Here is a 12,895-nt window from a genome sequence, read left to right on the forward strand (position 1 = left end):
CCTCTGCAACTCTGAACCTTTGTACCTTAATTTAATTCCATCCCCCACCTAAAGCTCTGTAAAGCTGAATCATAGAAGCCAATTGGCTTTGGGTTAAGTCTGAAAGACTTAATTCGGCGTCAAAGAGAGAGCGTTGTACTTCAAGAACTTCAAGATAAGAAACATAACCGTTGTAATATCTGGCTTCAGATAATTCTAAATTTTTTCTTGCGGCAATAACTTGTCTGTCTCTTGCAGCCCATTCGTCTTTATAGGTTTTTACATTTTGCAACGATTGTTCAACTTCAGAAAGGGCAATGATACAGGTTTTTTGGTAGGAGAGTCTCGATTCTTCGGCAATTTGTCTGTAGATCTCTACTCTTCTTTTGTTTTTTCCAAAATTAAAAATAGGTCCGGCTACGGAAGCACTTGCATTTTGCAAATAAGAAGAACCGTTAAATAAATTGCTTACATCCTGACTTGCAAATCCTGCAAGTGCTGCGATATTGAATGAAGGGAAACGCATTGCCTGCGCTACGCCAATTCTTTCGTTGGAAGCCATATAATACATTTCAGCCTGTCTAACATCTGGTCGGTTTCTTAATAGAATAGAAGGGATCGAAACGGGTATGTTATTGGCTACCTCAAGTTCAGTAACGGTTTTTCCGCGTTCTATAGGACCCGGTACCTGTCCTGTCAGTATTGAAATTGTATTTTCTCTAATAGTTATCTGTCTTTGAATGGATGGCAAAACTGCTTCAGCAATCGCAACTTGTTGTGCTATTTGCATTTTATCTACTTCAGAAACATAACCAGCCTTGAATCTTGAATCGATGATATCAAATGCTTTTCTTCTGGTTTCGAGAGTTTTGTTTGTGATAATCAGTTGATTATCAAAATTCCGAAGTTCAAAATAAGCAGTGGCAATATCGCTTACCAGATTAGAAAGAATTACTTTTCGTCCTTCTTCGCTGGCGATTAATTCATCCTGAACGGCTCTGTTTTCATGTCGAACTTTTCCCCAGAAATCCAATTCCCAGGATAAAGTAGCTGAAGCATTTGAAGGCATAAAAGCTTTTTCATTGCTGTTTACTGTTGCGCTGTATCCAACTGAAGGCAGGAAGTCGGCTTTTGAATACCCTAATTCTGCTCTCGTTTGTTCAATGCGGGCCATGGCAATTCTCAGATCGTAGTTATTTTGTAAACCTTTATTGATGAGTCCCTTTAAAACATCATCATTAAAAAGATCAAACCATTTTACGTTAACTACAGAAGCAAGCGTATCAGCATATCCAGGTCCGTAACGGAAATTAGCCGCTTGAGGGTCTTCTGGCTTTTGATATTTTGGTCCTACGAGACAAGCTGTAGGCAATACTGCCAGAGTAAGAATAACGATTACTATTTTTACTTTATTCATCATGATCTGTAGTTTTTGAATCCGTACTAATTTCAGTTGCTACAACCTCATCTTTCTTTTTTCCGATATTTTCAATCATAACAAACAATCCCGGAACAATCAATACTCCAAGAACTGTGGCAATCAACATTCCGCTAAATACGGCCATTCCCATTACGATACGCGCCTGTGAACCGGCACCAGTCGCAGTTAGCAACGGTACAACTCCAAGAATAAAAGCAAAAGCCGTCATTAAGATTGGTCTGAAACGAAGTTTAGCCGCAGTCATAGACGCTTCATAGAGTGGTGTTCCTTTTTCATATTCTTCTTTGGCAAATTCCACAATCAAAATGGCATTTTTCGCGACCAATCCAATTAACAGAACCAGACCAATTTGTGCAAATACATTGTTAACGTAGGCATCACTTCCTAATCTTGCGAGGAACAATCCTAAAAAGGCTCCGAAAACCGCAAATGGTGCACCAAGTAATACGCTGAAAGGTAATTTCCAGCTTTCGTATTGTGCGGCAAGAATTAGGAATACAAAGACCAATGCCATTAAGAATACAGTTCCTCCTCCCGGAGAATGTTTTTCCTGATACGAAAGGTTGATGTAATCGTAACTCATATCTGCCGGAAGTGTTGCTTTTGCTACTTCTTCCAAAGCATCTAGTGCCTGCGCACTACTATAACCTTCGTTTGGAGCTCCTCCAATTTCTGCCGATCGGAATAAATTAAGACGATTTGTAAAATCAGGACCCGAGACTTTTGTTGCAGTTACCAAAGTAGATATTGGCAACATATCGCCTTTATCATTTTTTACATAAATCAGATTCAGATTTTCCGGTTTTACTCGATCTATGGCTTCTCCCTGTAAGTATACTTTGTACTGACGTCCAAAGCGGTTGAAATCGTTCACATAAGTTCCTCCCAAAAAGGTACCTAATACTTCTGTTACTTTCGAAACAGGCACACCCAGTTTCATGGCTTTGTCGTTATCAATTTCCAATTTAACCTGAGGTGTTCCGGCGTTATAAGTCGTATAAATCCTTTTTATTTCTGGACGTTTTTGTGCTTCAGCAAGGAAGAGCTGCGTTTGCTGCGCGAGATATTGCGGAGTATTCCCGCCTCTATCCTGCAACATCAAACTAAACCCAGCCGATGCTCCAAGTCCCTGAATCGCAGGCGGACCAAACGCCATTACGGTTGCATTAGTAATTTGTCTGGCAAATTGACCGTTGATTTTATCGGCTATTTGTTTCGCTGTCATTGTTCTTTCATCCCAAGGTTTAAGTGAAATAAAGATGAAAGCGTTTGCAGGTAAATAAGAACTGGTTAATAAACTATATCCATTAATGGTGGTGTAACAGTCCAGTGTTTCTTCTTTTGATAAAATCGACTCAATTTTTCTGGTAACTTCATCAGTTCTTTGTAAAGATGAAGCAGGAGGTGCGTTAACATTTACCAATACATATCCCTGATCTTCTTCAGGAATAAATCCTGCCGGCACTTTCTTGCCTAAGAATACGACTGCGACCAAAACGACAGCAAGCAAAACAATAATACGTATGGCTTTTTTAGCAAAGAATGTTGCTCCTTTGATATATCTGCCTGTGACATTTTCGAAAATTCTATTAAATCCTGTAAAAAATTTAGCAAGCCATCCAGTTTGTTCTGCTACAGGCTTTGTGGGTTTTAACAACATTGCACAGAGCGCGGGACTTAAGGATAGGGCACTAAAAGCAGAGAAGGCGACCGAGACGGCAATCGTTATGGCAAATTGTTGGTAAAATCGGCCAGTGATTCCAGGTGTCATTGCTACAGGAACGAATACTGCAATCAAAATAAGTGCGATTGCAATTACAGGTCCTGACACTTCTCGCATCGCTTGTATAGTGGCATCCTTTGGAGATTTTCCGTGTTCAATGTGATGTACAACAGCTTCCACAACAACAATAGCATCATCGACGACAATACCAATTGCTAATACTAATCCTAATAACGAAAGTGTGTTGATGGAAAATCCTAATAATGGAAAAACGGCAATTGTCCCAATTAATGAAACCGGAACCGTTATCAGTGGAATTAATGTCGCACGCCAGTTTTGAAGAAAGATAAAAACCACAAGTATAACTAAAACAATAGCTTCAACAAGAGTATGAAGAATGTCTTCAACACCCGCTGTAATTGCTGTTGTAGTATCCAGTGAAACCTGATATTCAACATTGGAAGGGAATCTTTTAGAGATCTCGTCCATAGTTGCTTTAGCTTTTGCAGCTACTTCTAAAGCATTACTTCCAGGCATTTGGAATATTCCGATTGCCGCGCTGGGTTTGCCATTTCTGCGTGAAGTCGAACTATAATTTTCAGTACCCAATTCAATTCTTGCTATATCACTAAGAAGTACTTTTGATCCGTCTTCTTTGCTTTTTACTATAATTTCTGAGAATTGTTTTTGAGTTACCAATCGATCCTGAAGTGTTACGCTATAGGTAAAATCTGTTCCCATCGGAGCAGGTTCAGCACCAAATTTTCCTCCAGGTGTAATCATGTTCTGATCATTCAATGCCTTTTTGATTTCATCGACCGTGATTCCGAGACTGCTCATTTTCCCAGGCTGAAGCCATATTCTCATCGAATATTCACTTCCTGCAAAAAGGATACAATCTCCAACACCTTTTATTCTGGCAAGAGCGTCAATAACGTTGATGTAGGCATAGTTGTTTAGAAAAACGCCATCGTATTTAGGATCAGTTGAGGTAAGCGTAAAAATCATCATCGGAAATGATAAAGATTTTTTAATCGAAACCCCTTGTTGTTTAACACTCTGAGGTAAAAAAGGTTCTGCTTGTTTTTCTTTATTCTGCGTAAGCATGTTGGCATTATCCAAATCAGTTCCTACATCAAAAGTTACTTCGACAGTCAGCGCTCCGTCTGAAGTATTGATGGATTTCATGTATAGCATGTTTTCTACACCATTTACTTTCTGTTCGATTGGTGTGGCTACAGCTTGTTCTACATTTATGGCATTTGCTCCTGTAAATGAAGTAGTGATTTTTACTAAAGGTGGAACAATATCAGGATATTGAGCGACAGGCGTTTTCTGTAAAGCCAGTAATCCAAGTATAATAATAATGATACTGATTACCATGGCAACAATTGGTCTTCTAACGAAAAATTCTCCCATAATGATGTTTGTAAATTATTAAGTTAGCACAGAATTATTTAACTGCTTGTCCTTGCCCTGGAGTCCATTCTTTAATTTGCGGCGTTACAACGTTGCCACTTTTTAATTGAGAAGTTCCTCCAAGCGCAATTTTGTCATTGGCTGTTAGTCCATCAGTAACGATGTAAGAGTCTTTGAACGCCGGACCCAGTTGTATGGCTTTCATTTCCACTTTATTGTCTTTTCCTAATACATACACTTGTGTAATCCCCTGCATTTCAATAACAGAGCGTTGAGGTATAAGCAATGCATCTTTGCGGACATCAGTTACAATAAGAACTTTTACATATTGACCAGGTCGAATTAATTGTTGTGGGTTGGCAAATGCAGCCTCAAAAGTTACAGCACCGGTGGCGGGATCAATTTGTCTGTCAGCAAAACTAACTTTCCCTTTTTCAGGGTAAATTGAACCATCTGAAAGTAGGATCGAAATAGTTTTTGAGGCATTTTTTAAATCAGAATCTTTCTTTGATATTTCTTTAAAAATGCGCAAGAATTCCTGTTCACTTATAGTAAAGCGAACTCTTACATCACCTAAATCTGAAACGGTATTTAAAACAGATGCAGGGCCTGGACGGACATAATCGCCAACTCTGACTTTTGAGATTCCGATTAATCCGGAAATCGGAGAAACAATGTTACTATATCCTAACTCTATTTTTGAATTTTTTAAATTAGCTGATGCGGCTTTAATAGCGGCTTGAGAAGCATTATAAGCAGATCGGGCGGCTATCAATTCTCTTTGGCTGATAGCATTCATTTTAGCTAATGGTTGCATCATTTCGTAATCCGATTTGGTTTTGGCCAAGCGGGCTTGCATCTCGGCTAGTTGGCCTTCTGCTTCACTAACCTTAGTCTGAAATGGTAATGGATCAATTGTGTATAATACTTGACCTTTGGTTACTAAACCACCCTCTTTGAAGTTAAGACTCAAAATAACGCCATCAACTCGCGGATTAATTTGAATATCAGATTGTCCAAAAGTCTGACCAGTAAATTCGGATTCAAGATTTACATCTTGTTGCAGCACTTTTACGATTTGAATTTCGAGAGGCTTGGGCGCTGGTGGAGTTTCTTTTTTACAGGATAATAATAAAAAAAGTAAGAAAATTGCTGGAGAGTAAATTCTGTTCATTTTTAATTTTTTATTAAATTTTATTAAAACTCAACTAACTAAAAACCAAATAATTCATTAGCTAAGTTAACATTTTTTTATTAAGATTTGAAATATTATTTTTCATTCCCATTTTTTCTTAAATTTATATTTAATTGATATTCAATTGTTAATAAAATCGACTAAAAGCTGTAAAACATCGCCAAACTACACTTTTTGTAAGGATTTATTTTTTGATGTATCCATTTATAATTGTAAAAACTCCTATTATGTCAAAAAAAAATAAAATAAAATCGAAGAATTTGAATAGTGAATCAAGCGATCTAAAAGCACTAAGCAAAAAAGAATTACTGCATAGAGCCAAGAAGTTTTCAGAACAATATTGTGTAGGTGACGATAAAGATTTTACACTAAAAGGCAGGCCCACTTCTTATTTTGGCAATGAAGAAAAATCAGCAATTAAAGAAGCTTTGCAAATGGGGGTAAAAGCATTGGCAGCGATGCAGGATACTCTTTATGCTCAGGATAAATGGTCGGTTCTGCTTATTTTTCAGGCAATGGACGCCGCGGGAAAAGATGGCGCCATCAAACATGTTATGTCTGGTATAAATCCCCAGGGTTGTCAGGTATCTTCTTTCAAAGGCCCAAGCTCAGAAGAATTAGATCATGATTATTTATGGCGATGCCAAAAACACTTGCCAGAAAGAGGACGCATCGGAATTTTTAATCGTTCTTATTATGAAGAGGTTTTGGTAGTTCGCGTACATGAACAAATTTTAAAAGGACAAAAAATTCCTGAAAAATTAATTACTGAAGATGTTTGGGATGAACGCTTTCAAGATATCCGAAATTTTGAAAAATATCTAAACAGAAACGGAACTGTTGTTATCAAGTTCTTTCTAAATGTTTCTAAAGAGGAGCAAAAAAGAAGATTTATTGAAAGAGTTGACAATCCTGATAAAAACTGGAAATTCAGCGCAGCCGATGCTAAAGAAAGAGGGTATTGGAATGATTATATGTTCGCTTATGAAGAATTAATCAAAAATACATCGACCAAAAAATCTCCGTGGTACGTTATTCCTGCCGACAATAAATATTACGCTAGAATCGCGATTGCTTCGGCAATTATTCATGCTTTAGATGAAATGGATTTAGAATATCCAAAAGTAAGCGAAGAAAAAATCGCCGAATTAAATGCGGTCAAACAAGCATTGCTCGATGAAAAAGATTAATGGAAAAAAATGGCAACTTTAGTCCTTCGCTTTAAAAAAAGCCTTAGTACCCCAGACCCCTTGTAACTTAGAACCTTTTTCCCTACTTTTGCACCTCAAAAAAATTCTCAACTTAAATTAGTTTATAGCATGCAACTGTACAACACTTTAAGCGCAGAAGAAAGAGCTATCATGATCGATGATGCAGGTAAACAACGTCTTACGTTGTCTTTCTATGCGTATGCCAAAATTCAGGATTCCAAAAAATTTCGTGATGATTTATTTTTAGCATGGAATAAGCTCGATGCTTTAGGCCGAATCTATGTCGCCACCGAAGGAATTAATGCTCAAATGAGTATTCCGGAAGAAAATTTGGAAGCTTTCAGAGCAACTCTTGAAGTGTATGATTTCATGAAAGGCATACGTTTGAACGAAGCTGTAGAACATGATGATCATTCCTTTTTAAAATTGACCATTAAAGTCCGTGATAAAATCGTTGCTGACGGTTTGAACGATGAAACTTTTGATGTTACTAATATAGGCGTTCACTTGAAAGCCAAAGAATTCAATGAAATTCTGGATGACCCAAATACGATTGTAGTTGATTTTAGAAATCACTACGAAAGTGAAGTAGGGCATTTTAAAGGAGCCATTACTCCAGATGTTGAAACTTTCAGAGAGAGTTTACCAATCATAAACGAACAACTCCAAAATCACAAAGAAGATAAAAAACTGGTAATGTATTGCACCGGTGGAATTCGTTGTGAAAAAGCAAGTGCTTATTTCAAACACCAGGGCTTTAAAAATGTTTATCAGTTAGAAGGCGGAATTATTAATTACGCTAAACAAATTGAAGCTGAAGGTTTAGAAAGCAAATTCATCGGAAAAAACTTTGTATTTGATAATCGTCTTGGTGAAAGAATTACAGATGATATTATTTCGCAATGCCATCAATGTGGAAAACCTTGTGATAATCATACCAATTGTGAAAATGACGGTTGCCATTTGTTGTTCATTCAATGTGATGAATGCAAATCAGCAATGGAAAATTGTTGTTCTACAGAATGTCTTGAAATTATTCACATGCCTTTGGTTGATCAGGTAAGATTGAGAACGGGAAAACAGGTTGGAAATAAAGTTTTTAGAAAAGGAAAATCGGAAAATTTAAAATTCAAACATTCAGGAGAATTAGCTGATACTGCTTTGGCTTCGACTGAAAAACCAGCCGATATTCGACAAAAAATAAAAGTGAAGAAAGTCCTACTTGGAAAAGCGGAGCATTATTACGTGAAAGCTCAGGTTGCACAATTTACTATTGAAAACCAAGAATTGCACCTTGGTGATAAAATTCTAATTTCTGGGCCAACTACAGGTAATCAGGAATTGGTTTTAGAAAAAATGATTGTTGATGGAGCAGTTACTTCAACTGCTAAAATAGGTGATATCGTTACTTTTGAAGTTCCTTTCAGAATTAGATTGTCTGATAAAATATATAAGATTTTAGGATAATATATAATTTAAGTCGGCAAATACACAGTTGTTTTTAAAAATATTTAGTGCGAAACTTTAGCACGTTTAAATACCACATAAAGTTAATTTTAAAAGAAAAGTATAAGCTTTAAAATTAATTCACAATGACATTTCATAACAAAATTGAACTCATGGCTCCCGCAGGGAGCTTTGAGTCACTTCAGGCTGCGCTCGATAATGGTGCAGATTCTATTTACTTTGGGGTAGAACAACTCAACATGCGTACGCGTTCAACAGTAAATTTTACAATTGAAGATTTACAAGAAATTGCGAATCGCTGTGAAGCGAAAAACGTTCGAAGTTATCTAACATTAAACACAATTATTTACGATCACGATTTGTCTGTCGTAAAAACATTATTGACAAAAGCGAAAGAAGCCAATATTACAGCCGTAATTGCTTCTGATCAAGCTGTAATTGCTGTGGCAAGAGCAATTGGAATGGAAATTCATATTTCAACTCAATTGAATGTAACGAATACCGAAACCATAAAATTCTACAGTTTATTTGCCGATACTATGGTTTTAAGCCGAGAATTGAGTTTACGACAGGTTAAAAAGATTACTGATCAAATCGAAAAAGAACAGATTAAAGGACCAAACGGAAACTTAGTTGAAATTGAAATTTTTGGACATGGCGCTTTATGTATGGCGGTTTCGGGGAAATGTTATTTGAGTTTGCACTCGCATAATTCATCTGCAAATCGTGGCGCTTGCAAACAAAACTGCCGAAAAAAATATACGGTTATCGACCAAGAAACAGGTTTCGAAATCGAACTCGACAACGAATATATGATGTCTCCAAAAGATTTATGTACACTTGATTTTTTAGATCAGGTTATAGATTCCGGAATTAAGGTTTTAAAAATCGAAGGGCGTGGACGCGCGCCAGAATATGTGGCAACAGTAACCAAAACCTATCGGGAAGGAATTGATGCCTACTATGATGGAACTTTCTCAAAAGAAAAAATTGCAATTTGGATGCAAGCTTTAGAAACAGTTTACAATCGCGGATTCTGGTCAGGTTATTATCTTGGACAAGAATTAGGGGATTGGAGTGATATTCCGGGATCTGCAGCAACTCAAAAGAAAGTTTATGTTGGAAAAGGAACCCATTATTTTCCAAAAGCAGAAGTGGGACAATTCAAAATTGAAGCTTACGATATTAAAATCGGAGATAAAATTTTGGTTACAGGACCAAGTACCGGTGCGCAGGAAATGATTATAGATGAAATGTTTGTGGGTGATATTGTTGCCGAGAAAGCAACAAAAGGTGACGATTGTACATTCAAATTGCCTTTCAGAATCAGAATTTCCGATAAATTATATAAAATTGTAGAAGCATAGTGGTAATCGTAACACTTCAAAGAGACAAATGCATCGGCTGCAATTATTGCGTCGAAATGGATCCGGTTCATTTTCAAATGTCAAAAAAAGACGGAAAATCGGTTTTACTTCATTCGCAGAATGCAAAAGGATTTTTTACTTTGAAATCTCCCAATCATACCATTGTTGAAAGTTGCGAATTGGCGGCGAAAGCTTGTCCGGTGAAGATTATTACGGTTAAAGAAACTTAAAAATGATGGATTAAAAAAAGCCTATTTTGTGGGGGCAAAATAGACTTTTTTAGCCCTGTTGCTGGTGATTTAATAATGAACAGGGCTTTGTGTACAAGGACAATTACTTATTCCTTGAAAGAAATCCAGACCTATCGTTATGACATGTGTTCCTGAATTATAGGCCGAAATTTGGTTTAATGTTGCTTGGTAAGAATAACCAAAATAAAAATTAGATTTCTTAAATCCAGCCATTGGACCCAATGCATTGGGCTGTAAAATTTGATCATTAAGAAAACGATAAGAAACTCCGATCCAAAAATAATCATCGTATCGATTAAATTGACGATACTTAAAGTTTAAATCGGTACTGGAACGTTTGTCACTGGCAAAGTATTGATAAAAAACCGAAGGTTCATATTCAACTCGATTTTGAGTATTTCCTGTAAAAATATACCCAGTATATAATTGATAGTTGCGCAGTAAAACTGGTTCTTCATGATAGAATTTATCAATGTTTTTATTTAAAAGATTATCAACATTCAAACTCACATAGAATTCTTTATTTCTATACAAGGCTCCTATATCAAAATTATTGTTAGCAATTTTTCGATTGTCTGTGACACCCGGATCTATGCCTCCAGAAATTCCAGTTTCAAAATTAAACTTGTCAATATCAATTTTAAAAGTGTTGACATTGTATGAAATACCAAAAGATAAATATTGTTTGGAGTAATAATCCAAAGTTAAATGATGCGCAAATGAAATTTTTGCGCCGGTCTGTCTGGTGTTTCCGTTTTTATCATTATACAAAGAAATTCCAATTCCTGAACGATCCAGAATTCGCATATCAGCATAAATTGATTGATTGTCTGGCGCATCTTTGATACCAACCCACTGTGTTAAACCATTTGCTCTTATTCGTAGATTATCGCCTATACCCGCAAATGTTGGTGATACAACAAATGGATTATCGGCTAAATATTGAGTAAAGACAGGTAGATTTAATTCCTGGCTATAACTTGAAGTAACTGCTGTAAGCAGTATTAATAATATGATTTTTTTCATTATTTATTATTTTAATAACATGCGTTACTGCCGTTACCTGTAAAGTGTAAAGTGTCCAACAAATTCTCTGTGATCTTTAGGATCATTAAGTTTTATGATATACCAATAATCACCTGAGGTTAATTCTTTTCCATTATATTTTCCGTCCCACTTTTGTCCATAATGATAATTTGCTATTTCACGACCATATCTATCAATAATTGTATAGGTTAGATTTTTGTAATTTACCGTACAATCAGGTCCCCATTCATCATTAACACCATCTCCATTTGGCGTGAAATAATTGGGAATACATACATCTATGTATGCAAAATATTGGGTGACAGTAGTAGAACAGCCATTTTTATCAATAACACTAACTTTGTAGTTTCCAGATTTATAAATGATGAATTTATCATCTTTGCTAAAAGATTGATCTTCAAATGAGTATTGGTATTCTCCGCCGCCGCCAGTAGCACTGGCTACAATTTCGTTTAGTTCTCCAGTAGTTAGCGATAATTCTAGTGGTTCAAAATGCTTAATAATAAAAGGTTTAGTAGATTTTGAACATCCGTTAGTATGTCTTGCTGCTATGGTATGTAATCCGGCAGATAAGTTTGTAAATAGGTTATCTTTTTGATAGCTACCATTATCAAGAGCATAATCTATATCATTAAGATTTGTACTTACGTCAACTGAAATTTTAACGGAATTAACAGAGCATCCATAATTAACTGTAGCAACAGGATTAAGTATAATCGATTCTGGCATATTTACTTGTAATTCAAAAGTACAGTCTAAAGCATCTTTGATATAAACAATTTGTTTACTTGCAGAAATATTGCTAAAAGAATGTTCCATTCCGATCACTTGTCCATACACACCATCGCTTTGGTTTAAACTCACTTTATAAGGAGCGATTCCTCCTGAGATTTCAATACTAAATGAGCCGTTGTTTTCTCCGGTGCATAATTCAGGTAATACACTATTAGTAATAACAGAAGCCCTTAATGGTAAAGCAACAATAAGGTTCAATACCTGATCAGCCGTACATCCATCATTGCTGATTCTAAGTTCTGTCTGAGATACGGAATATATAATGCCGTTTGCTGGCCATGTGTAGGTTTGTCCTGCACAGATTGATTTTGTAGTTACAACATCCGAAGGCTTGGTTCCAACAATAAGGTTCAATACCTGATCAGCAGTACATCCATCATTACTAATTCTGATTCCGTTTTGCGATGTTGTATAAGTAACATTATCAATCCATTTGTAAGATTCTCCTGCACAGATTGATTCTGTTGTTACAACATCTGAAGGCTTTGTTCCAACAGTCAGGTTCAATACCTGATCAGCCGTACATCCGTCATTGCTGATTCTAACTCCTATTTGGGGTACGGAATATATAATGCCATTTACAGGCCACGTATAAGAATCTCCCGAACATATTGATTTTGTAGTTACAACATCCAAAGGTTTAGTTCCAACAGTCAGGTTCAAAACCTGATCCGCAGTACATCCATCGTTGCTGATTCTGATTCCGTTTTGCGATGTTGTATAAGTAACGTTATCAATCCACGTATAAGATTCTCCCGCACAGATTGATTGTGTAGTCACAACATCTGAAGGTTTAGTTCCAACAGTAAGGTTTAACACTTGGTCTGCCGTACATCCGTCATTGCTGATTCTGATCCCGTTTTGCGATGTTGTATAAGTAACATTATCAATCCATTTGTAAGAATCTCCTGCACAGATTGATTTTGTAGTTACAACATCTGAAGGCTTTGTTCCAACAGTCAGGTTCAATACCTGATCCGCAGTGCATCCATCATTGCTT

General features: G+C 36.5%; 9 protein-coding genes. 4 read left to right on the forward strand and 5 right to left on the reverse strand.

The window, feature by feature from the left end; all coding sequences use genetic code 11:
- Nucleotides 1-31 precede the first annotated feature (31 nt).
- Genes IRZ99_RS06615 through IRZ99_RS06625 form a run of 3 tightly spaced genes read right to left on the reverse strand, consistent with a single transcriptional unit; the run spans nt 32 to nt 5,736 of the window.
- Nucleotides 32-1,399, reverse strand: coding sequence for an efflux transporter outer membrane subunit (locus IRZ99_RS06615; RefSeq protein WP_194656498.1), 1,368 nt, complete (start codon nt 1,397-1,399; stop codon nt 32-34).
- Entirely contained in the window at nt 1,389-4,562 is a 3,174-nt protein-coding gene (locus IRZ99_RS06620) for an efflux RND transporter permease subunit (protein ID WP_194656499.1), read from the reverse strand. The genes IRZ99_RS06615 and IRZ99_RS06620 overlap by 11 nt, the downstream gene beginning before the upstream one ends.
- A 34-nt stretch (nt 4,563-4,596) precedes the next feature.
- Nucleotides 4,597-5,736: an efflux RND transporter periplasmic adaptor subunit gene (locus IRZ99_RS06625; protein ID WP_194656500.1), complete on the reverse strand. Its 1,140-nt coding sequence runs from the start codon at nt 5,734-5,736 to the stop codon at nt 4,597-4,599.
- Nucleotides 5,737-5,984: 248 nt separating this feature from the next.
- Between IRZ99_RS06625 and IRZ99_RS06630 the strand changes: the two genes are divergently transcribed.
- The 4 genes from IRZ99_RS06630 to IRZ99_RS06645 all read left to right on the forward strand — a co-directional run bounded on the left by IRZ99_RS06630 (nt 5,985) and on the right by IRZ99_RS06645 (nt 10,032).
- Entirely contained in the window at nt 5,985-6,947 is a 963-nt protein-coding gene (locus tag IRZ99_RS06630; protein WP_194656501.1) for a polyphosphate kinase 2 family protein, read from the forward strand.
- Nucleotides 6,948-7,076: 129 nt separating this feature from the next.
- Nucleotides 7,077-8,435, forward strand: coding sequence for a rhodanese-related sulfurtransferase (locus tag IRZ99_RS06635; protein WP_194656502.1), 1,359 nt, complete (start codon nt 7,077-7,079; stop codon nt 8,433-8,435).
- Between the two features lie 125 nt (nt 8,436-8,560).
- Nucleotides 8,561-9,802, forward strand: coding sequence for a peptidase U32 family protein (locus IRZ99_RS06640; protein WP_194656503.1), 1,242 nt, complete (start codon nt 8,561-8,563; stop codon nt 9,800-9,802).
- Complete coding sequence (locus IRZ99_RS06645) at nt 9,802-10,032, forward strand: ferredoxin (protein WP_144216592.1); 231 nt, start codon at nt 9,802-9,804, stop codon at nt 10,030-10,032. The genes IRZ99_RS06640 and IRZ99_RS06645 overlap by 1 nt, the downstream gene beginning before the upstream one ends.
- A 69-nt stretch (nt 10,033-10,101) precedes the next feature.
- Here the strand turns inward: IRZ99_RS06645 and IRZ99_RS06650 are convergent, their stop codons facing one another.
- A complete protein-coding gene (locus IRZ99_RS06650; protein WP_194656504.1) occupies nt 10,102-11,079 on the reverse strand; it encodes a type IX secretion system membrane protein PorP/SprF in 978 nt (325 codons plus the stop codon).
- A 33-nt stretch (nt 11,080-11,112) separates the two neighbouring features.
- Nucleotides 11,113-12,895: T9SS type B sorting domain-containing protein (locus tag IRZ99_RS06655; protein ID WP_194656505.1), on the reverse strand; the 1,783-nt coding region annotated here is incomplete at its 5' end.

Origin of the sequence: Flavobacterium sp. LC2016-12 (assembly GCF_015351595.1) — a bacterium.
Taxonomy (GTDB): Bacteria; Bacteroidota; Bacteroidia; order Flavobacteriales; family Flavobacteriaceae; genus Flavobacterium.

Bases quoted from the DNA above. Each gene is read 5' to 3' on its own strand.
- IRZ99_RS06625 (WP_194656500.1), bottom strand. From the start codon at position 5,736: ATGAACAGAATTTACTCTCCAGCAATTTTCTTACTTTTTTTATTATTA.
- IRZ99_RS06615 (WP_194656498.1), bottom strand. From the start codon at position 1,399: ATGATGAATAAAGTAAAAATAGTAATCGTTATTCTTACTCTGGCAGTA.
- IRZ99_RS06630 (WP_194656501.1), top strand. From the start codon at position 5,985: ATGTCAAAAAAAAATAAAATAAAATCGAAGAATTTGAATAGTGAATCA.
- IRZ99_RS06650 (WP_194656504.1), bottom strand. From the start codon at position 11,079: ATGAAAAAAATCATATTATTAATACTGCTTACAGCAGTTACTTCAAGT.
- IRZ99_RS06640 (WP_194656503.1), top strand. From the start codon at position 8,561: ATGACATTTCATAACAAAATTGAACTCATGGCTCCCGCAGGGAGCTTT.
- IRZ99_RS06620 (WP_194656499.1), bottom strand. From the start codon at position 4,562: ATGGGAGAATTTTTCGTTAGAAGACCAATTGTTGCCATGGTAATCAGT.
- IRZ99_RS06635 (WP_194656502.1), top strand. From the start codon at position 7,077: ATGCAACTGTACAACACTTTAAGCGCAGAAGAAAGAGCTATCATGATC.